The 20511-nt window shown below is 67.9% G+C and carries 17 protein-coding genes; 11 read left to right on the top strand and 6 right to left on the bottom strand.

All coding sequences use genetic code 11. From position 1 onward, the window contains the following. Nucleotides 1-192 precede the first annotated feature (192 nt). The 3 genes from MKK88_RS11890 to MKK88_RS11880 form a co-directional block, all read right to left on the bottom strand. Nucleotides 193-1293: a PAS domain-containing protein gene (locus MKK88_RS11890; RefSeq protein WP_243999889.1), complete on the bottom strand. Its 1101-nt coding sequence runs from the start codon at nt 1291-1293 to the stop codon at nt 193-195. Nucleotides 1294-1678: 385 nt separating this feature from the next. After that, complete coding sequence (locus MKK88_RS11885) at nt 1679-5509, bottom strand: CHASE domain-containing protein (protein WP_243999887.1); 3831 nt, start codon at nt 5507-5509, stop codon at nt 1679-1681. A gap of 1019 nt (nt 5510-6528) precedes the next feature. Beyond that, nucleotides 6529-7209, bottom strand: coding sequence for a LuxR C-terminal-related transcriptional regulator (locus MKK88_RS11880; RefSeq protein WP_243999885.1), 681 nt, complete (start codon nt 7207-7209; stop codon nt 6529-6531). A gap of 753 nt (nt 7210-7962) precedes the next feature. On the opposite strand from MKK88_RS11880, the gene MKK88_RS11875 reads away from it, so the two are divergent. The 10 genes from MKK88_RS11875 (at nt 7963) to MKK88_RS11830 (ending at nt 17992) form a co-directional block, all read left to right on the top strand. Then, complete coding sequence (locus MKK88_RS11875) at nt 7963-8433, top strand: hypothetical protein (protein ID WP_243999883.1); 471 nt, start codon at nt 7963-7965, stop codon at nt 8431-8433. A gap of 12 nt (nt 8434-8445) precedes the next feature. After that, on the top strand, nt 8446-9084 hold the full coding sequence (locus MKK88_RS11870; protein WP_243999881.1) for a sigma-70 family RNA polymerase sigma factor: 639 nt from the start codon (nt 8446-8448) through the stop codon (nt 9082-9084). Nucleotides 9085-9217: 133 nt separating this feature from the next. Next, complete coding sequence (locus MKK88_RS11865) at nt 9218-10822, top strand: histidine kinase famiy protein (protein WP_243999879.1); 1605 nt, start codon at nt 9218-9220, stop codon at nt 10820-10822. A 528-nt stretch (nt 10823-11350) separates the two neighbouring features. After that, nucleotides 11351-11647, top strand: a complete 297-nt coding sequence (locus MKK88_RS11860; protein WP_243999877.1) for a hypothetical protein — start codon at nt 11351-11353, stop codon at nt 11645-11647. 615 nt (nt 11648-12262) lie between these two features. Beyond that, nucleotides 12263-12718, top strand: a complete 456-nt coding sequence (locus MKK88_RS11855) for a hypothetical protein (RefSeq protein ID WP_243999875.1) — start codon at nt 12263-12265, stop codon at nt 12716-12718. A 210-nt stretch (nt 12719-12928) separates the two neighbouring features. Then, nucleotides 12929-14272 carry a sn-glycerol-3-phosphate ABC transporter substrate-binding protein UgpB gene (gene ugpB / locus MKK88_RS11850; protein ID WP_243999873.1) on the top strand — a complete coding sequence of 448 codons (1344 nt, stop codon included), beginning with the start codon at nt 12929-12931 and terminating at the stop codon, nt 14270-14272. Nucleotides 14273-14300: 28 nt separating this feature from the next. Then, nucleotides 14301-15182, top strand: a complete 882-nt coding sequence (locus tag MKK88_RS11845) for an ABC transporter permease subunit (RefSeq protein WP_243999872.1) — start codon at nt 14301-14303, stop codon at nt 15180-15182. Continuing rightward, complete coding sequence (gene ugpE, locus MKK88_RS11840) at nt 15179-16015, top strand: sn-glycerol-3-phosphate ABC transporter permease UgpE (protein WP_243999974.1); 837 nt, start codon at nt 15179-15181, stop codon at nt 16013-16015. Before MKK88_RS11845 ends, ugpE begins: the two co-directional genes overlap by 4 nt. Next, the gene (locus MKK88_RS11835) at nt 16015-17076 is read left to right on the top strand and encodes an ABC transporter ATP-binding protein (RefSeq protein ID WP_243999870.1); all 1062 of its coding nucleotides are present in this window, start codon (nt 16015-16017) and stop codon (nt 17074-17076) included. Before ugpE ends, MKK88_RS11835 begins: the two co-directional genes overlap by 1 nt. Before the next feature lie 193 nt (nt 17077-17269). Then, nucleotides 17270-17992, top strand: coding sequence for an SDR family oxidoreductase (locus MKK88_RS11830; RefSeq protein ID WP_243999868.1), 723 nt, complete (start codon nt 17270-17272; stop codon nt 17990-17992). Nucleotides 17993-18064: 72 nt separating this feature from the next. Here MKK88_RS11830 and msrA read toward each other — a convergent pair whose 3' ends face one another. Beyond that, a complete protein-coding gene (gene msrA, locus MKK88_RS11825; protein WP_313902312.1) occupies nt 18065-18589 on the bottom strand; it encodes a peptide-methionine (S)-S-oxide reductase MsrA in 525 nt (174 codons plus the stop codon). 214 nt (nt 18590-18803) lie between these two features. Beyond that, nucleotides 18804-19580: an SDR family oxidoreductase gene (locus MKK88_RS11820; protein ID WP_313902311.1), complete on the bottom strand. Its 777-nt coding sequence runs from the start codon at nt 19578-19580 to the stop codon at nt 18804-18806. A 550-nt stretch (nt 19581-20130) separates the two neighbouring features. Between MKK88_RS11820 and MKK88_RS11815 the strand changes: the two genes are divergently transcribed. Next, nucleotides 20131-20319: a hypothetical protein gene (locus MKK88_RS11815; RefSeq protein WP_243999864.1), complete on the top strand. Its 189-nt coding sequence runs from the start codon at nt 20131-20133 to the stop codon at nt 20317-20319. Between the two features lie 2 nt (nt 20320-20321). On the opposite strand, the gene MKK88_RS11810 is transcribed toward MKK88_RS11815, so the two are convergent. Next, a partial coding sequence (locus MKK88_RS11810) for a Holliday junction DNA helicase RuvB C-terminal domain-containing protein (protein ID WP_279602249.1) occupies nt 20322-20511 on the bottom strand: 190 nt, incomplete at its 5' end.

Genomic DNA, 20511 nt, shown 5'->3' with positions numbered 1-20511 from the left:
CTCCCGTGTGCCGCGGCACATTTATCGGGGGACGACCCGACGGCGTTGCGGCTTCTCGATGCCGTCGCAAGGGTCAGACGGGCTGCTCAGATCGTGTTGCGGTTCGCAGACGCATCGCCGCGCGCTCTGCCGGAGGCCTGACGGCAAAACGGTGCCGATGGAGCGACAGGGAACGCGCCATCGGGTGCGCTTTCAGGCTTCGCGCACGCCGGGCTTGGCTCCGGCCTCGAACGTGAATTCCACACCCGCCTGCTCCAGGGCACGACGCACGGTAAGAAGCGTGTCGTGTCGTGGGCGGATGGCGGAGCGATCGTCCTCCAGCCGGTTCAAGGTGGAAACCGAGACGTCTGACAATTTGGCGAGTTCATCCTTCGACAGGCCCACGATCGCGCGCGCGGCCCGGATCTGGCTCGGGATCAGGACATCCTCAACCGGCTCCGGCCGCGCGGCCGCCGGCGCCGGCCGGGACGGCTCGGGCGCAAGGGCGCCGAAGCGGCTGCGGCCCGGGATGGTCAGGCAGACCCCGATCCACTCGCGCACCGAGCCGTCTCTGTTCAAGACGGGTACGCCCCGGGCATTGAACCACCGGTAGATGCCATCCTTGCACAGAATGCGGTAATCCGTGTTGTAGGCTGCCGAATGCTCGACCGCGGTCGTCCAGGCTGCCCGTGTGCGCGGACGATTCTCCGGATGGATGGCGTTCATCCAGCCAAGACCCTGGATGTCGGCGAAACTCTGGCCTGTCAAAGCCATCCACTGAGCCATCTCGGTGGGCTCGCCGTTGGCCTGGGTCCCCCATAGGACGGCGGCCGTTGCGGCGATCAAGGCGTTCAGGCGGTCGTGGCGCTGCATCAGCGCATTCATGGCCTCGTGCTGCATCGTGACGTCGAAGACCACCCCCATGCCGTGATCCGGACGTCCGTTCGTCCCGATGATCACCTCGGCTTGGTGGAGGACCCACCGCTGGGTCCGGTCAGGCCGGACGATGCGAAACTCGCGGTTGATCGGCTGGCCGCTGCGCAGCAGCGCGATCTGGTCGCCATGTTCGGCGCGGTCCTCCGGGTGGATCATGGCGAGGCCGAGCGCGAAGGTGACCTCGGAAGCGGGGTCCAATCCCAGGATGCGATACAGGCCCGGCGAGGCATCGAGACGCTCGGCACGAAGGTCCGCCGACCAGAAGCCGACCTTGCCGGTGTCCTCGATGAGCTTGAGGAAGTGGCGCGAGGAGAAGGCGCGCGCGACCAAGCCCTCCTCCCGCATCGCCTGCGGACGCATCAGCGCGCGTGTGGGCATCCCGTTCTTCCTCCCACTCCGGCAATGGCGCATCGGTCATGGCAAGTCCCATGTCATAAACCTTGTTTTCAGTACTTAAAAGACTGGTTCCCCCTATACTGCTGGCCCCAAAAGCGATGCACTTGACCAGTCATTGCCTCTTCGGCATTCGCGCGTCTCGAAGACCCCGCTCAGGCGATCGGCAACGATGGGCCACCGCGTCGAACTGGCTTTTGACGTCGAGTGACATAGTACCTGCCAGAATCTGGTGCATTTCGAGAGTCAGAGATGAAAGGGCAGACACTTCGACCGGGAAGACGCTGCCTGCGCCAATCTTTCGACGATCTGTGACAGGCTCTGGCCGCTCGGCAGCCTCGGGCTGACGGCAGGAGGGGCTCGAAAGCAGTCACCCGGCAAGGCCTCGCTCGGTCAGCCTGGCCTTGTCGGCCTGTCCTGGCCCCACCTCGGCGCACAGATCCTCGACGGTGCTGTGCGCGCTCAAGGCCAACTGGCGCGCCTCCGCGATCTTCGTCGCGAAGGCGGTCACGCCTTCACGCTCGACCCGCGCCTCGTCGAAGCCCTCGACCTCACGGCAGGCGATGGACAATCCGGTGAACCCGATCATTGCCGAGGACGCGCAGAGGGTATGGGCGCGGTGGCGGTGGTCCCTTCGGGATACCGGGTCGTCTGAGTCCCCATGGAAGCTCGATTTCAGCTCGGTCGCGAAGATGCCCAGCACCTGGCGCAGATGCGTTGGCGAAAGGCCCCTTTGCGTCGCGAGGTACACCGTCTCGTCGAGGCCGGGATGCAGCACGGTATCTTCGGCGCCGGTGGCCGGCAGCAGGCGTGCCACGGTCGCGAGCAGAACCGCGCGGTCGAAGGGCTTGGCCAAATAGCCGTTCATCCCCGCGGCGTGGTACGCATCGATCTGCTCGGGCAGGACGTTCGCCGTCATCGCCAGCACAGGGACAGCCGCGACGGGCGGTCCGAGCGCGCGGATCGCGCGCGTGGCCGCCATCCCGTCCATGCCCGGCATCTGAACGTCCATCAGCACCAGATCGAAACGCCGGGCCTTGACCGCCTCGACCGCCGTCTGCCCGTCGATGGCGGTCTGCACGCGGTGCCCGGCGCCGGTCAGCACGGCCTCGGCGAGCTCCCGATTGACGCCGGAATCGTCGACGAGGAGGATCCGTCCGCGGCTGCCGGGCCGCGCCGGTACGACGGTCGGTCCTTCCAAGACTGGTTCGGCCGGCGGCAGGCGTACGGTGAAGGCGAAGGTCGAGCCAATACCGGCTTCGGACGACACCTCGACCGCGGCGCCCATGAGGCCGACGAGCCGGCTGCAGATGGCGAGGCCAAGCCCCGTGCCGCCGTAGTCCCGCTGGATCGAGCCATCGACCTGGCTGAAATGGCGGAACAGCCGATCGCGCTTGTCGGCCGGGATCCCGACGCCTGTGTCGATGACCTGAATCCGAACCGCGTCGTCCGCGAGGCCGGGCGCCACGTCGAGCGTGACCGAGCCAACCGCTGTGAACTTCACCGCATTGTTGAGGAGGTTGAGGAGCACCTGCCGCAACCGGCTCTCGTCGCCCCTGACCCACCGCGGGAGCGCTGGGTCGAGCCGCAATCGTAATTCGAGCCCCTTCGTGTCGGCGGCCCCCCGCACGATGGCGACACAATTGTCGAGGAGCGCGGGCAGGGCGAAGGGCCCCTCGACAAGCTCCACCGCCCCAGCCTCAACCTTCGAGAAGTCGAGGATGTCGTTGACGACAGTCAGCAGGGCGGCCCCCGAGGAGCGCACGTGGTTCGCCTGCCGTCGGGTGCCGGGATCGAGCCGTCCCGAACTGAGCATCAGGTCGGTGAAGCCGAGGACCGCGTTGAGCGGGGTGCGGATCTCGTGGCTCATGGAGGCCAGGAAATCCGTCTTGGCACGGTTCGCCCGCTCCGCCTCGGCCTTGGCCTTCGTCAGGGCGATCTCGGCTTCCTTGCGCGCGGTGGTGTCGAGGGTCAGCCCGAGGACGCGGACCGTCCGGCCGGCGGCATCGGACTCCACGCGACCACGCGCGTTGATCCATCGAACGCCCCCGTCCGGCAGGGGCACGCGGAACTCGGTCGTGTAGCTGCCGCCGTGCGCGACGGCGTGCGCGAGGTCCGCCAGCACGTGGGGCACATCGTCCGGATGGGCGAGCGGCCGCCAGTCGCGCTCGACGTCGAGTTCGATCTCCCGCTCGGGCAGCCCGTGCTGGCGGGCGCACTCGGCCGAGAACAGCACCCGTCCGGTGGCCACGTCGTAGCTCCAGGTCCCGGCCTCGGCCGCCCGCATCTCGGCCCGATGGCGATAGCGTTCGCTCAGGTCGATGGCGATGCCGAGATACCCGAGGTCCCGACCGTCGTCGGAGCGCAGAAGGCTGACGCTCAGCAGCACCGGCAGCCGCCGGCCGCCCTGGGTGATATAGGTCCACTCGCGGGTCTCGGGTCGGCCGCGCCTTGGCCAGGTGACGAAGACGTCGATTCCCGGCTCCACCGGCCGCCCGATCTCCGCCGACAGGCTTTCGGCCCGGAGGGCGACTTCATCGGGATCATGGAACGTCGCGGGGGTCATTCGGCCGACGACCTCCGCCTCCGTGTAGCCGAGCAGCTGTCCAGCAGCGGGATTGAACAGGGTGACGGTTCCCTCGAGGTCCGTCGCGATGACCGAGTAGCCGGCATTGGCGATGACGGCCCGCTGCAGGGCGGAGCTGGCCTGGAGGGCGGCCGTCCGCTCCGCAACCTGACCCTCCAGCGAAACGTTCAGGGCATGGATGCGCTTGTCGGCGGCAACCTGCTCGGTCGCGTCCCGGATCACCGTCGCGACGCCCGTGACCTGGCCACCGGGTGAGCGGATCGGTGCCACGCTGACCTGCACGGGGAATTCGCTGCCGTCGGCCTTCTTCCGCCAGGACGCCTGCGGCGGCGTCGGCTCGCCGAGCCCAGCCCGTGCCAGGGACCACCGCTCCTCGGCCCAGCGATGCTCCGGGATCATCAGACCGGCCGCCCTTCGACCGAGCGCCTCGTCCGCCGGGATGCCGAACAGACGTTCCGCCGCCGGGTTGAACTCGGTGATGACCCCGTCGAGGGTTTTGCCGATGATGGCGTCCTGCGCGCTGGCCACGATGGCGGCCAGCCGCCCGTTCTCGGCCGCGGCCTCGCGTTGAAGACGGTCCGCGGATGACCGGATCGCGAGGAGCGATGCGATCAGGCCGGCCAGGGCGAAGGCGACGAGCGCGACGGTGGCAGGCCGCTGCAATCCGAGGTCGGCGACGAAGGCCGGCCCCGCCCGCGTTTCGACCTGCCATTCCCGCCCGTAGACCGGGAGCGTTGTGGTCCGCGACAGGACCGGTCCGGAGCCCTCGTCCACCGCCTGCCTGACGAAGACGTCGCCCTCGCCCGACGCGGTGTCGCGGAGGATCACCTCCAGACCCTCGCCGCCGAGGTCCACACCGGCCAGGATCTCATCGATGACGAGAGGCGCGTAGGTCCAGCCGACGGTGGCGGCGCGTCGGTCGGCAGACGTCCCCTGCGGCGCGCCCGGTTTCAGCACCGGCAGGAAGAGCAGGAAGCCTCGACCCTGCATCCCGGTGGCCTGTACCAGCGTGACCGGAGCCGACAGGGTCGCCCGCCCGGTATCCATGGCCGTCTCGGCGGCCTCGCGCCGGTGGGCTTCCGAGGCGACATCCAGGCCGACCGCAGCCGCGTTGCGGTCCGACGGCGTCACGAACTCGATGACGTAGCGCTCGCCGTCCCACGGTGTCAGTTGCCGGAACGTGAAGCCGGGTTCGCTCTCCGACCGGGCCCGCCCGACGAAGGCCGCCTCGTCCACCTGGGCGACCCGCCGGATGAACCCGTAGCCCCGCATCCCGGGAAACTCGGTGTTGAGGTCACGCGTCTGCGCGTACCGCTCGAACGCGTCGCGGGTTACCGCGTTCGGACCGACTGCCGCGATGGCGCCGCGCAACCCCCGCAACGCCTTCTCGTAGATCGCCATACGCTCCGTGATGAGTGTCGCGACACGCGCGGATGCCTGTGCGTGTCGCGCGCGTGCGATGCCGTCGTTGCGGACCGTCATCAGCTCGGCCGCACCTGCCGCCGCCAGCATCCCCGCGATGGCGACGGCTATCACCGTCAGGACGGGCCGCTGCCTGAACCCAGCTGTCCGAAGTCCCGCGGTCTTGACCTCGCGACGGAAGCGCCCGGTCATCGCTCCTCCCAACGCTCCGGGGGCATCCGAGAGGGGTTGATCCCCATCGCCGGACCGCTTCCCCGAGCCACCGTAGTGGTACCGGGTTACGGCCTCCGGGCCGACATTCTCCGATATACTACTCAACAAGAGTAGCGCCGACGAAGTGCTATTATTGACGCATCTCCAGCCAGCCGCAGAGATTCATTTTTTCTATTGCGGGCGCGAGACGTCCGCCATGACGGGATACCTGCTCCGAAAGTCGGTCCGGAGACAGCGTCGACGGGTTTGAGACTGTGATTCCGGCTCAGAGGCGCAGAAAAAATCTACAGGCGCAGATGTTTTTCAGGGTATCGTCAGCTGATTTCTCCGCTGTTGCGCCTTGACCCGGGCATGATGTCTTTGCCCGTGACCGGACGCTCGGACGGGCGAAGTCGCCCCTCTGCTCATGTCCAGGACATGCTCAATGGGCCATCGATCAGCGACTCCCTCGAACCGAGCGGCATGCCAACGCGGCGAGCACGTCGTGCTCGGTGGCACCGCGGGCAGCGACCGCCCGTGCGGCGACAAGGGCATCGATACCCTCTGGGGCGACGGTGGCGACACTCTCAGCGGTGGGATCGAGTCGGACCAGATCTGCGGGGGCGACGACGTGATCGAGGATCCGTTCGGCGACGCGTTCATCCGGGGCGGCGGGGCAACGATGCCCGCTCCAGCGGCCCCCGCCTCGACATCCTGTTCGGCGGCGGCCAGGACTTCATCACGCACGCGACGGATCCGGTCGAGGTTTTCGCCGGGCGCGGCGACGGTCCTTTGCGGCAGCGCCGGCGACGGCCTGATGGGCAAAACGTGGATCGAGGGCAGAGGAGGCTTCGACACCCTCTCGGGTGCTTCCGAGGGGCGGAGCTGGTGCGGGGTCCCGCCCCACCCCCGCAAGGACAATCGTCACACTACGCCATGGCCGCGAAGGCGTGTCACTTCGTCCACAGGGCGGTCGTCCGAACGGACGAGGTGAAAACTGCCCCGATAGACCGATCGACCTATGTCGGCGACAGGGCAGTGGCCCCGTTGGTGATGGCCCAGGCGGCGGCGGCGGCACGGTTCGGCACGCCGAGAACCCTCAGCACAGCGGTGACATGGACTTTCACGGTCCCCTCGCCGAGCGAGAGCGAGCGGGCGATCGCCTTGTTGGACTGGCCCGCCGCGATCAGGTCGAGCACCTGGCGCTGACGCTGCGTGAGGGTGCCGGTCGTCACCCGCCCGGCCATCCCGACGCCGGGGCCGCCTGCCGGAATGGCCTCGGTCCGCGTGACGAAGGATGGGACGAAAACGAAACCCTCCCGGACCATGCCGAGGGCTTGGACGAGTGCCTCGACGCTTGTGGCCTTCGGGATGAAGCCATGCACGCCCGCGTACAGCGCCTGGAAGACGTCATCGCGCAGGATCGAGGCGGAGACCACCACCGTGGTCGTATCGGGATGGCATTCGCGCACGGCGGCGAGGTTTGCAGGGCTCGCCATGCCCGGCATTGCGAGGTCGAACAGGGCGAGGTCGACCGCGGGATTCTCCGCCAGGACTTCCAGGGCGTCGTCGAGCGAGCCGACCTGATGCACCCGGCGGACGCCGAAATGATCGGCGAGCACGCTGGCCAGTGCCAAGCGAAAGAAGGGGTCGTCGTCGGCGACGATAGCCTCGCTCCAAGTCACGTTGGCCGTTGGCATATCGCGCGTCACCTCTCGTTTGATCGGCCTATGACGTCCGTCAACCATGGAACTCTGACAGCCGGTCTAATGGCGCCACGGCCGCCTTCGTCCTAGCTTGCCGGCGTCGAACCAGGAGGGCGAACCGGACGCGTCACCGAGCCGGACGAGACCTGGGGGCGAGACCGGGGATCATCCTGCCGAACGACAGCGTCTCTCGCAACGGGGCATCCCAGGCGTGCGCCGAGGCGTTCTGCGGAGGCGCCAAAACGTGTCGGGCAAGACGTGTCGGGCAAGACGTGCGGGGCAAGACACGTGTCGGGGATCCCTTCGGCCCCGCGGCACCCGGCCGCCGCCACGATGGGTCAGGAGGGCAGAATCACGATTTCCCTGGATCGTCGGAGGTCGGGACGATGGGTGACGACGGGATGTTGGGCAGGGACCCCCATGAGGCGGACCAGTACGTCCACGGCGCGGAGGGCGCGCTTCGCGACCCGGCGACGGCGGGGTCGCCCCCTATGCGTCAGCTGCGGGCAGCGATGTACGTCAAGGCGCTGAAGCGCCTGCGCGGCCGGATCGCGGCGCACAGGCCGCTTCCCTGGAACCGAGCCACCCCCGGCGTGTCCGGCGCGCAAGGGTCTTCAAACCGAGGATCCCGCCGGCCGAGGCACGGGCCGAATCGAATTCACGTGAGGGTCTCCAACAGCGACGGCCGCGCCGTTTGACGCGCGGTTCGCGCATCCTCGAAGGGCGGCACCACCGGGAGAGCGTGCGATGGTCAAGATGGTCCCTGTCTGTCTCGCCGTCATGGCGGCGGTCGGCAACGTGCCTCCCACGGGGCACGACATCGCTACGGTGCCCCTTCACCCGGCGGCGGTCGAGGACCTCGTCGACAGGATCGCCGAGGTCCTCATGCAGCGGGGGCGGGGGGCCTTCGCCCTACTCGACAAATGGCATGCTGCAGGGCGTGGAGAGGATCCTGACCTCTTCGTCATCGACATGCGGGGCAGGGTGCTGTTCGGGGCTCCCCGGACCATCGTCGATGCCTGCGGCGACAGGTTCGTGGAGGCTTGCCTGCACATCGCGGAGTGGTTCGGGAGCGGCTGGGTCGATGGTTCCGTTCCCGAGGGGGCGAGTTGGAGCTACGTCCGGGAGACGCGGATCGATGACGTCGCGGCATTCGTCGGTGCACGCATCTACGTGAGCAGGGACGGTGTGCTGTCCACGGCATCCTCGGCGCAATGACGGACCCGCACCATGTCGGCCACAGCCATCATGGACCCGTCTCCGGAGATGTCGAGGGGACGCCCGGAGCCTCACGACGCTGACATCCCCGCCCCAGCCGACCCGGTCCCGGGTTGGGCCAGCGGAAGCGGGCAATGGCTGCCGGATGCCACCTTCCGCCAGGACCTGCTCGCCTCCGTTCCGGCCTTGCGTGCCTTCGCGATGGCGCTGTGCGGGGACGTCGCGCGCACGGACGATCTCGTTCAGGAGACCCTGCTCAGGGCGTGGGCGAACGGCCAGCGTTTCAGGCCGGGGACAAACCTGGGTGCGTGGCTGTCCACGATCCTGCGCAACCAGTTCCACACCGCGATGCGCAGGCACACGCGCGAGGTCGAGGACGCGGACGGCGAGCACGCCAGCCAATCAGCCGAGCGACCGGCGCAGGAGGGCGTGGTCGCACGCACCGGTCTTCGTGCCAGACCGGCCCCGATACCCGAGCCGCACTGCGAGGCGCCGCTCATGGTCGGGGTCGAGGGATACACCCACGAGGCGGCGGCCCAGCGGCTCGGCGGCCGGGTCGGCCCGGTCAAGAGCAGGGTAAGCCGGGCTCGCGAGCGGCTCCACGACCTGTCGCGGTCACCCATTTCGGGGTCGCCGGGGACCGACGCGTGAGCGGTACGGGGCTCCTGCGGACGGGGGCGTCGGTCGCGATTCCCTGCGGACACGGAGCGCCTCCGCATCGGAAGGGCTCCGGGCCGCGGCAGCGATGACCGCACCCGAGAAGCCGGATCTCGGCGGACCGCCTATGGCCGTCGACAGTGGAGGCCTATCGGGGGTCGAGGACAGGCACCACGACATCTTCTTCGCCGCGGTCGAGACGACCCGCATGCCGATGATCGTCACAGACCCGCACCAGCCGGACAACCCCATCGTCTTCGCGAACCGCGCATTCCTCAAGATGACCGGGTATGCGGGCGACGAGGTCGTCGGCAGGAATTGCCGGTTCCTCCAGGGGGCCGGCACGGATGCCGGCACCATCGACGCGATCCGTTCCGCCATCGCCGGGCCGCGCGAGGTGTCGACGGAGATCTTGAACTACCGCAAGGACGGTTCCTCGTTCTGGAATGCCCTGTTCGTCTCGCCCGTGTTCGACCGGCGGGGGCGGCTCGTCTACTTCTTCGCCTCCCAACTCGACGTGTCGCGCCGTCGCGAGGCCGAGGAGGGGCTTCATCAAGCACAGAAGATGGAGAGCCTGGGGCAATTGACCGGCGGCATCGCCCACGACTTCAACAACCTGCTCCAGGTCATCTCGGGCTACACGGAGGTGATGCTCTCCCTGATCGAACAATCCTCGATCGACATCGCCCGCGTGCGCAGGGCCGGAGAGGCAGTCAGGACCGCCTCCGACCGCGCCGCCAAGCTCACACACCAACTGCTCGCCTTCTCGCGCAAGCAGCGCCTCGGGGGACGCGTCCTGAGCCTCAACAGCCTCGTGGCGAATATGGGTGAGATGACGGGGCATGCGCTTGGCGATGCCGTCGAGCTTCGCACGGATCTCGCGCCCGACCTCTGGCTGGCACGCATCGACCCGACCCAGACCGAGGTCGCCCTTCTCAACGTGCTGATCAACGCACGGGACGCGATGCCGTCCGGGGGCACGGTGACGCTGGCGACGGGCAACGTGATGGTCGAGGCGGGCCACGAGCCCCTGTCCGAGGGCATCGCCCCGGGGGCCTACGTCATGGTGTCGGTCACGGATACCGGCACCGGCATGCCGCCGGGGATGGCGGCACGGGTGATGGAGCCGTTCTTCACCACGAAGGGCGAAGGCAAGGGCACCGGCCTCGGGCTCGCGATGGTTTATGGCTTCGTGGAGCAGTCGGGCGGCACCGTCAGGATCTCTTCGGAGGTGGGCCGCGGCACCACCATCCGCCTCCTGTTCCCCGCCTCGGATCGAATGGCGGTCGAGGACGGGGAACCGGCCGGAGGGTCCTTCACCCTCGGCGGCGGCGAGACCATCCTCGTCGTGGATGACAGGCGAGACGTCGCGGCGACGGCGGAAGCCATCCTGTCGGGGTTCGGCTACCGCGTCCTCGTGGTGAGTGATCCCAGGGAAGCGATGGACCTGCTCGAGGGCAATGAGTCGATCGACCTGTTATTCACCGACTTGATCATGCCCGGCGCCATGGACGGCGCAATGCTGGCGCGGGCGGCGCAGGCGCGTCGCCCGACGATCAAGATTCTGCTGACGACAGGCTCGGCCGAAGCCTCACCGGGCGGCCCCACCATCGGCAACCCAGGGTTCGACGTCATCGACAAGCCCTATGGACGGGTCGAGCTTGCCCGGCGCGTGAGACACTTGCTTGATGGGCCGACCGGCGTTGGCGCTGAGGCGAGCCGGCACCAGTGACACCATCGTTCCGATGGGGGCCGACAGGCCGGAAATCCGTCCGGATTGCGGCCGTCACTTCTGCGCGCCGTCTCTCCGGTCCCTCATGGGCCGAAGCTGCTGACGATCTGGCGACCCGCCAAGCGCGTCGACGCGGTTGCAGAACGCCTCCGAGGGTCGAAACATCCGGCATACGAGAGAATAGCTTGCTTTACGCTCATGCGTTGCTCTGAACGCCTGCGCTTCGACGTCCGCGGCCTCGACGTCGATGATCCGCTGCCGGCGAACCTATGTGACCACCGAGCGCTCACCTGAGTGTCTCAGACGGGTGGTTTGCCGTCCCTTCGTTTGTCAGAGGTTCAAGTACCGGAGCCGACGGCAATGCTGCTCTCTCACGCGCTCGTCGCGAACGCGCGGGTTATATCCCTGCCCGCTCTGGCCTAGATCGGAAAGGGAATGCTTAGTCCGTAAGACCTAGTCCGTCGTCTCTTCTGTTGCCAGTTGCCCAATATTGGATTGTGCGGCATTGTGCCACAAAGGGAGGAAAACATGTGCCGCATCTTACTCATGACTTGTATCGGCAGCACACTCGGCATGGGATTTTTACTCTTCGCCCTGGGTCACGCGATGGATTTCGGCGTGATGTATCTAGTCGATGTTTATTTCATTGGCGGATCCATGGGCGGGATATGCGCCGCTATGCTTTATCCAGCTCTTGACCGACGGACGTGCTTCGAATTTATCAAGGAGGATAAAATAAAAAGGGCCGATATCGGCGAAAAACTCGACAAAATGCCTGTTCGTTCGGAATCCAAGCGTGTGATATTACCTACGTCCACATCATAAACTGCCATTACACCATTAAATTTGGCCACTTCCATAATCCGCCCATTAGTTCATCAAAGCAAAGACAAAGTCCCCCAATCATTTGATACAATATAAAAATATATCATGTTATAAATTATCATATCAAAAATAAAACTGGCTTTTGGCAGAATCATTATTGTCCGCCGAGATGTTTTACAGATCAAATCGTGACCTCATGAAATTTGGTACAGGTGGGTCGCGTCGGCCTTGGTCCCTGGGAACGGGCGGATCTCGGATGGCACGGTTTGACCTGACCGATGCGGAGCGGACAGCGATCGCGCTGGTCCTGCCGACGGGCGTGGGAGGCTAAGAAGCGGGTGTGCGACCGGCGCGTGCTCAACGGCATCGTCGGACGGCGCGCTCCCCGGTCCCGTCTGTGGAATGGCCCCCAAGATGGGCGCCGCGGCGGGCCGCGGGCCGGTTCTCGTCGTTCTTCTCGGCCGCGCGGCGGCCGGCGACAGGTCGTTGCGTGCCCAAGCCGAAGCGCGCCCGACGGGGTTGGGCGCGCCGGCCGGGCGCACAAGAAGGTCGGCGGATCGCCGACGGGGAGCGCCTCGTGTCGGGGTAGCGCTGGCGCCCGCTACCGAGCCCACCATGCGGCCCCTCGACGAGCCGGCCTCGGAGCTAAACGCCTCCGGGATACGGGTCTTCGTACGTCTGATCCGGCAGATCCGGGCGAGCGGCGTCCCCCTCCTGCTCGTCGAGCACGACATGCCGATGATAAGGGAGGTCCCCGACCGCATCGTCGTCCTCAACCTGGTGCCGATCACCGTGGGCGGACACCACCGGCTACTCGTGCGCGACGGGAGGCGGATCCCAGCCGCCGAGCGGGCCTGCCCCCGCGAGGGGCGGACCTGGGTCTCGGCCGATGCGCCCGTGAGGGCTGCCCTGGCCGAGGCATTTCGCCTCCTTCGACCTTGGCGATGGCACCGTCTCACCGGGCTGGTCGTTTCGTGCCCTTCGCCTGTTCGCGATCGAATCGGCCTCCGATGGGCTCTGGCTCAGGGCGATCTGAAGCGTCCCGGGAAGGGCGAGCGATCCGCCGCGTGAACGCCGACGCGGTTGGCGCGCAGGAACCGCGTTTTCCGTCCCAGGCGGGGACTGGCCACAGCGTCCTTTCGCCGACTGCTTTATTCCGCTGTCACGTCCGTGCATGATGGAAGAATGAGCATCGTGTCCTCGGACGAGGTGCTTCCGCGGGCTCTCGTCGCAAACCCGATATCAACGGGCGCGTCGATCCCGTCGCAGGGAGGATTTTGGATGGATCGTCGCGTCCTGTTGGCCGGCGTCGGCGGTCTCGCCGCATGGACTGCGCTTCGCCCGTCAATCTCCACCGCGGCCGGCGACAGGACGCCCATCGTGCTCTGGCACGCGATGTCGGGCGCGAACGGCGAGGAGGTCGAGCGGCTGACGCGCGCCTTCAACGCGAGCCAGTCCGAGGTCACGCTGGAGGCGGTCTACAAGGGCTCCTATCCCGAGACGCTGACGGCGGCGATCGCCGCCTACCGGGCCGGCAAGGCGCCGCACATCGTCCAGATCTTCGAGGTCGGCACGGGCACGATGCTGCAGGCCGGCCCCGCCATCAAGCAGGCCTGGAAGCTCGCGGAGGAGACCGGATTCGGCCTCGATCCCAAGGCCTACATCCCCGGCGTGCGCGGCTATTACAGCCTGCCGGACGGCAAGCTCGCCTCGATGCCGTTCAACTCCTCGACGGCGGTGATGTGGTACAACCGCGACGCCTTCGAGAAGGCGGGGCTCGACCCCGACACGCCGCCGGCCACCTACGACGACTACGCCAAGGCGGCCCGCACCCTCGCGTCGAAGGCGCCCACGCCGATCGCGAGCACGTCGGCCTGGATGACCTGGATCCAGTTCGAGGAATACGCGGCGATCCAGAACCTCGCCTACGCCACCGAGAATGACGGCTATGACGGCCTCGGGGCGGAACTGCTCATCAGCACCAAGCCCTTCGTCGACCAGCTCCAGCGTTTCCTCGACCTGTCGAAGGACGGAGCCTTCAAGTATACCGGCCGCGACGGAGCGCCGGACGCGGTCTTCTACTCCGGCCAGGCCGCGATCGGGTTCGGCTCGTCCTCGGGCCGCGCCGACATCGTCAAGAACGCCAAGTTCCGCTACGCCGAGGCCTTCCTGCCGACCGAGCCGGCCCTGAACCCGCGGCCGAACAACTCGATCATCGGCGGCGCCAGCCTCTGGGCGATGACGGCGCCGAAGCGCAGCGAGGCCGAGTACAAGGGCGTCGCGGCCTTCTACGCCTTCATCGCGAAGCCCGAGCAGGTCGCCCTCTACGCCCAGAACACCGGCTACGTCCCGGTGACGCTCGCGGGCTACGAGGCCACCAAGCAGGCGGGCTATTTCGACAGGAACCCCGGCACCGACGTGCCGGCGCGGCAGCTCTCCCGGGGGGAACTGACCCCGAACTCGCGGGGCCTGCGCCTCGGCCGCCTGCCGGAGATCCGGGCGATCCTCTACGAGGAGATCGAGAAGGCGCTCCAGGGCCAGCAGACCGCGCAGGCCGCGATGGACAGCGCCACCGCGCGCGGCAACCGCGTGCTGCGCGACTTCCAGAAATCCGCGCGCGGCTGACGCGGCGGACCGGAAGGCTTCCCCAAGCATGGAACGACGGACGCTGTTCCCGGGCCGGCTGCTGCCGGCCCTGCTGATCCTGCCGCAGCTCGTGCTGACGGTGGTGTTCTTCCTGTGGCCGGCCGTCCAGGCGATCCGGTCGAGCCTGGAGCGCGAGGACGCCTTCGGCACCAGCACGGAGTTCGTCGGGCTCGACAACTTCACCGACCTGTTCGCGGATCCGCTCTACCTCGCGGCGATCGGGCGGACGGTGGTGTTCTGTGCCTGCGTGACCGCTCTCTCGATGGGCGTGGCGCTGGTGCTCGCGGTCCTGGCCGATACCGAGATCCGGGGCCGCGCCTTCTACCGCACGATGCTGATCTGGCCCTACGCGGTGGCGCCCGCCATGGCGGCGGTGCTGTGGGTGCTGATGTTCCACCCGCAGATCGGCCTCGTCGGCGCGTGGCTGAACCGGATCGGGATCGCCTGGGACTACAAGCTCGACGGCACCCAGGCCATGGCGCTGGTGATCCTGGCGGCCGCCTGGAAGCAGATCAGCTACAACTTCATCTTCTTCCTGGCGGGCCTCCAGGCCATCCCGAAGACGATCATCGAGGCGGCCCGCATCGACGGGGCCCGGGGCCTGCGCCGGTTCCGCACCATCATCCTGCCGCTGCTGATGCCGACGGTCTACTTCCTGCTCGTCGTCGATCTCGTCTACGCGGCCTTCGACACCTTCGCGACGGTCTACGCGGTGAACGGCGGCGGGCCGGGCCAGTCGACCCAGACGCTCGTCCTCAAGGTCTATCTCGACGGCGTCGTCAACGCGAATGTCGGCGCGTCCTCGGCGCAATCCGTGGTGCTGATGGCCGGCGTCATCATCCTCTGCGCCCTGCAGTTCCGGTTCCTCGGGCGGAAGGCCGTCACCTGATGTCCCGGAGAGCGCTGAATCTCATCCCCCACGCCGTCCTGATCCTGGCGATCCTGCTCTTCGCCCTGCCGATCTGGATCGCGATCGCCGGCTCGACGCAGGATTCGGCCGTGATCGCCCGCGGCGAGGTCTCGCTCGTCCCGAACCTCTCCGGCCTGGGCGTCTATCGCGACGTGCTGATGGACGGCTCGGCGGGGGCCGGGCCGGTCTGGCGCGCGCTGCTGGTCTCGGCCGGGATGGCGCTCGCCATCGCGTTCGGCAAGATCGCCCTGTCGCTGCCCTCGGCCTACGCGGTCACCTTCTTCCGCTTCCCGTTCCGCATGGCGGCCTTCTGGCTGATCTTCCTGACCCTGATGCTGCCGGTCGAGGTGCGGCTGATCCCCACCTTCCAGGTCATGTCGTCGCTGGATCTGATCAACAGCTTCACGGGGCTGACGATTCCCCTCATCGCCTCCGCGACGGCGACGCTGCTGTTCCGCCAGACCTTCCTCGCGGTCCCGGACGAGCTCGTCGAGGCGGCGCGGATCGACGGGGCCGGCCCCCTGCGCTTCCTGCGGGACATCCTGATCCCGGTCTCGGGCGCCAACATCGCGGCGTTGTTCGTGATCCTGTTCGTCTACGGCTGGAACCAGTACCTGTGGCCGCTGCTCGTCGCGACCGATCCCAAGCTCGACACGGTGGTGATCAGCATCGTGAAGATGATCGGCGTCGACACCGCCACTGAATGGAACAAGGTCATGGCGACGGCGGTGCTGGCGCTGATCCCGCCGGTGGCGGTGGTGCTTCTGATGCAGCGGTGGTTCGTGAAGGGCCTGACGGAGGGCGACAAGTGATGGCGGGCCTGGAACTCGACGGCCTGCGCAAGAGCTTCGGCACCACCGAGATCCTGAAGGGGGTCGACCTCGCCCTGGCGGATGGCGAGATGCTGGTGATCGTCGGCGCGTCGGGCTGCGGAAAATCCACCCTGCTGCGCATCGTGGCGGGTCTGGAGACGCCGACCATGGGCCGTGTCCGGATCGACGGGCGCGACGTCACGGATCTCGACCCGTCGGCGCGCGACATCGCCATGGTGTTCCAGAACTACGCGCTCTACCCGCACATGAGCGTGTTCGACAACATGGCGTACGGGCTGAAGATCCGCGGCCTGCCCCGGGCCGAGATCCGCGCCAAGGTCGATGCGGCCTCGTCCCTGCTGGGCCTGGAGGCGCTGCTCGAGCGCAAGCCGCGTCAGCTGTCCGGCGGCCAGCGCCAACGGGTCGCCATGGGGCGCGCCATCGTCCGCGACCCGAAGCTCTTCCTCTTCGACGAGCCCCTGTCGAACCTCGACGCCAAGCTGAGGGTGCAGATGCGCGGCGAGATCCGCCGCCTGCAGCGCCGGCTGAAGGTGACGAGCCTCTACGTCACGCACGATCAGGTCGAGGCGATGACGCTGGGCGACCGGCTGCTCGTGATGCACCGGGGCGTGCCGGTGCAGCTGGCGACGCCGACGGAGGTCTTCGAGCGCCCCGCCGACACCTACGTGGCGGGGTTCATCGGCTCACCCGCGATGAACCTGCTGCCCGGCCGGCTCGGGCGGAACGGCACGATGGTGACGGTCGCGGGTGCCGACATCGACCTCGGATCCCGGCGGTTCGACCGGCCCGATGGGTTCCCCGTGGTCCTGGGCATCCGCCCGGAGCATGTCGTGCTCGACGCATCGGGCATGGCGTGGCCGGTCGAGGTGGTGGAACTGCTCGGGTCCGAGATGCTGGTCCATGCCGGACGTCCGGGCGAGGCGGCGCTGACGCTCAAGCTCGCGAACGGCGCTCCGATGGGCGACACGATCCGGGTCGCCTTCCCCGCCGCGCATCTCCACGTCTTCGACCAAGCGTCAGGGCTGCGGATGGAGGCCTGAGGAGTCGGGCGACGGCCCGCCCTGCGTGACCAGACGTCCGATGCAAGCCGCCGTCTGAACCGCGCGGCCGCAGGCGGCCCCGGCGGCGAGGTCCGGCGCATCGTCGATGACTTTCATCAGGCGCAATCGAGATCCTCCATTGCGATTGACGCGACCATCCCCGCACCGGACCATGCGCTTCAAGGAGCAAGGAATGGCAGATCTCTCTGGGAAGTCGGTCCTGATCACGGCGGCCGGCCAGGGCATCGGGCGCGCGAGCGCGCTCGCCTTCGCGCGCGCCGGGGCGACGGTGCACGCCACCGACATCAACGCGGCGGCGCTGGAGGACCTGCACGCCGACAACCTCAGCACCACCCCCCTCGACGTGCGGGACGAAGCCGCCGTCAAGGCCCTGGTCGCGCGGATCGGCGCCGTGGACATCCTGTTCAACTGCGCCGGCGTGGTCCATGGCGGGACCATCCTAGAGATGCTCGATGCCGATCTCGACTTCGCCCTCGACCTCAAGGCGATGATCCGCACGATCCGCGCCGTGTTGCCCGGCATGGTCGAACGGCGCGACGGCGCGATCATCAACATGGCCTCGGTCGCCTCCTCGGTGAAGGGCGTGCCGAACCGCTTCGCTTACGGGGTGACCAAGGCGGCGGTGATCGGGCTGACCAAATCGGTGGCCGCCGATTACGTCGCCCACAACATCCGCTGCAACGCGATCTGCCCCGGCACCGTGGAGAGCCCGTCGCTGCAGGAGCGCATCCGGGCGCAGGGCGATTACGAGCAGACCCGGGCGGCCTTCATCGCCCGCCAGCCGATCGGGCGGCTCGGCACCCCGGACGAGATTGCCGACCTCGCCGTGTACCTCGCGGGGGCGACCTACACGACCGGCCAGGCCGTCACCATCGACGGCGGCTGGACGATCTGACCGGGGCCCGGACCAATACGAAGCCGATCCGACGCGGCCAAACCCGGCGCCGGGTTACCCGGAACGTGCCGCCTAGGCGTCCTGCGTGGCGGCGGATCGCGCGGGCAAGACCCAGCCCGGCCGGACGAAGTGGCAGGTATACCCGTCCGGCCGGCGTTCCAGGTAATCCTGGTGCTCCGGCTCCGCCTCCCAGAACGGGCCGACCGGGGCCAGCTCGGTCACGACCTTCCCGGGCCACAGGCCGGAGGCATCGACGTCCGCGATGGTCTCCTCGGCGACCCGGCGCTGCTCGTCATCGGTGTAGAAGATCGCCGAGCGATAGCTCAGGCCCCGGTCGTTGCCCTGGCGGTTGGGGGTCGTCGGATCGTGGATCTGGAAGAAGAACTCCAGCAGGCGCCGGAAGCTCGTCCGGCTCGGATCGTAAAGGATCTCGATCCCCTCGGCATGGGTGCCGTGGTTGCGGTAGGTCGCGTTCGGCACGTCGCCGCCGGTGTAGCCGACGCGCGTGGAGACCACCCCCTCCTGGCGCCGGACGAGGTCCTGCATGCCCCAGAAGCATCCGCCCGCCAGCACTGCCCTTTCGGTTTGCATCGTCATTCCTCGTCCGTAACGTCACGTTCGCATCCATATGGGGACGGCGAGGCCGCTTTGCCCCTGAGCGACGTGACGAAGACCGAGAATTGATCGGCTCAGAACCTTGGTCATGGAGTCGCGGAGTGTCGCCGCTGTCCGCCGGCAATCGCGCGACGGATGACACGTCGTCCGCCGGCCCCCTGGGTTGCAACGGCCGCCGATCCGCGGATCGTAGGGCTCAGCGCCAGCCCGCGTCGATGAAGTAATTGTGCCCCGTGCACATCCGGGCGTCGTCCGAGGCCAGGAACAGCACCAGCGCGGCGACGTCCGCCGGCTGGATCCGCCCGTCGAGGCACTGGGACGCCACGATCTCGGCCGCGCCCTCCGGCGTGTACCACCTCTCCTGGCGCGGGGTCTGGACGTTGCCCGGAACCACCGTCGCCACACGGATGCCGTCGCGGCCGAGGTCCCGGGCGAGCGCCCGGGTCATCCCCTCGATCGCTGCCTTGGCGGTCTGGTAGATCGGCATGTCGCGCGCGCCGAGATGCCAGCTGATCGATCCGAAGTTCAGGATGACGCCGCCGCCGGCCCGCCGCATGCCCGGCACCGCCGCCTGCGCGGCGAAGAACATATGGCGCAGGTTCACCGCCATGCGATCGTCCCAGTAGGCGGGCGTCACCGCGTCGACCGTGTGGCGGTCGTCGTTGCCGGCGTTGTTGACGAGGACGTCGATGCCCCCCAGCGCCGTCTCGGTCCCGGCCACCAGGGCGCGGACGGCCTCCACGTCGGTCAGGTCGCAGTGCCGGTAGAGCGGCGCGTGCACCGCGCAGGGGGTGAGGCGCGCGATCAGGCCGGCGGCGGCCTCGTCGGCGATGTCGCAGAACACGACGCGCGCGCCCTGGGACACGAAGGCCTCGACCAGCCCCTCGCCGATGCCCGAGGCACCGCCGGTCACCAGGACCCGCCGGTCGCGGAGGCTCGGGTAGATCGCACGCGTTGCGGGGGACAGGGACACGGATGAAAGCTCCGGTGGCTGGCGGTTCAGCGGGTGGCGGCGCGATTCTGAACAGCGGCCGAGGAACAGGACGTGAGCGCCACGAAAGCCATGCGTGTCGCTCCCCCCGTCCCGGCGGAATCCCAGCGCCCTCCGCCTTCCCGATCAGGCGCCCAATGAATGAAGCCCCAAGATTTTGTCAAGCTCTTGCGCCGTCCGGAGGCGACCGCCGAAGCAACGCGAAGATTTTCCGTATCGGAACGCGTGTCAAACCGATAATTCTAAACTTTCGAAAGCTGAATCCAACCCCGTCAAGGGGCCTCTCAGACCCGCCAGATTGATTTTGACTTCACATCGGTCGCGACTGATCGGACCACGCGCGCGGCCGCCGTCTTTGCGAGCGTATGCGAAGCCATCCGGTCAGCGCCACGTCGACCACGGTCGAGCTGCCCTGGGTCGCTTCGCTGCGCTCGCGATGACGAAGAGCGCTGGGTCTCGACCTTTCGAAACCACCCTGCTGGATCGCTGAGGGCTGATCCTGCGCGAGAGCGCCATCTTCGGCATCCTGGGCGTGGCGACCCTCGGCTTCTCCGTCGATGCGGCGATCTCGGAGTTGCGCCTGGACGTCGCCGTGCTGCGGATCGTCGCCACGGCGCTCCTGACCGCGCTGGTCGACGCCCTGTCCCGGTCGCTGCGCCTCAGCGGCCTGCCGCCCCACCTGTCCCAGCCCTTCCGGGAGGCCGAAACCGGGGGCGCCTAGCCTCACGCCGCTGCAGCGGCCTCGTCCCGATCCGGCATGGCCAGCCCCAGATGCTTGTAGGCGTGGCGGGTGAGGACGCGTCCGCGGGGGGTGCGCTGCACGAAGCCGCGCTGGATCAGGTAGGGCTCGATGATGTCCTCGATCGCGTCCCGCGGCTCCGAGAGGGCCGCCCCGATCGTCTCGATCCCGACA

It is taken from the genome of Methylobacterium sp. E-005 (assembly GCF_022829725.1).
Lineage (GTDB): Bacteria > Pseudomonadota > Alphaproteobacteria > Rhizobiales > Beijerinckiaceae > Methylobacterium.
This window is presented reverse-complemented; position numbering and strand designations above follow the sequence as displayed.

What these genes read in the sequence shown, in the direction of transcription:
- MKK88_RS11860 (WP_243999877.1), top strand. Translation starts at nt 11,351, where the DNA reads ATGTGCCGCATCTTACTCATGACTTGTATCGGCAGCACACTCGGCATG.
- MKK88_RS11885 (WP_243999887.1), bottom strand. Translation starts at nt 5,509, where the DNA reads ATGACCGGGCGCTTCCGTCGCGAGGTCAAGACCGCGGGACTTCGGACA.
- MKK88_RS11880 (WP_243999885.1), bottom strand. Translation starts at nt 7,209, where the DNA reads ATGCCAACGGCCAACGTGACTTGGAGCGAGGCTATCGTCGCCGACGAC.
- MKK88_RS11865 (WP_243999879.1), top strand. Translation starts at nt 9,218, where the DNA reads ATGGCCGTCGACAGTGGAGGCCTATCGGGGGTCGAGGACAGGCACCAC.
- msrA (WP_313902312.1), bottom strand. Translation starts at nt 18,589, where the DNA reads ATGACGATGCAAACCGAAAGGGCAGTGCTGGCGGGCGGATGCTTCTGG.
- MKK88_RS11870 (WP_243999881.1), top strand. Translation starts at nt 8,446, where the DNA reads ATGTCGGCCACAGCCATCATGGACCCGTCTCCGGAGATGTCGAGGGGA.
- MKK88_RS11855 (WP_243999875.1), top strand. Translation starts at nt 12,263, where the DNA reads ATGCGGCCCCTCGACGAGCCGGCCTCGGAGCTAAACGCCTCCGGGATA.
- MKK88_RS11875 (WP_243999883.1), top strand. Translation starts at nt 7,963, where the DNA reads ATGGTCAAGATGGTCCCTGTCTGTCTCGCCGTCATGGCGGCGGTCGGC.
- MKK88_RS11835 (WP_243999870.1), top strand. Translation starts at nt 16,015, where the DNA reads ATGGCGGGCCTGGAACTCGACGGCCTGCGCAAGAGCTTCGGCACCACC.
- ugpB (WP_243999873.1), top strand. Translation starts at nt 12,929, where the DNA reads ATGGATCGTCGCGTCCTGTTGGCCGGCGTCGGCGGTCTCGCCGCATGG.
- MKK88_RS11830 (WP_243999868.1), top strand. Translation starts at nt 17,270, where the DNA reads ATGGCAGATCTCTCTGGGAAGTCGGTCCTGATCACGGCGGCCGGCCAG.
- MKK88_RS11890 (WP_243999889.1), bottom strand. Translation starts at nt 1,293, where the DNA reads ATGCCCACACGCGCGCTGATGCGTCCGCAGGCGATGCGGGAGGAGGGC.
- MKK88_RS11845 (WP_243999872.1), top strand. Translation starts at nt 14,301, where the DNA reads ATGGAACGACGGACGCTGTTCCCGGGCCGGCTGCTGCCGGCCCTGCTG.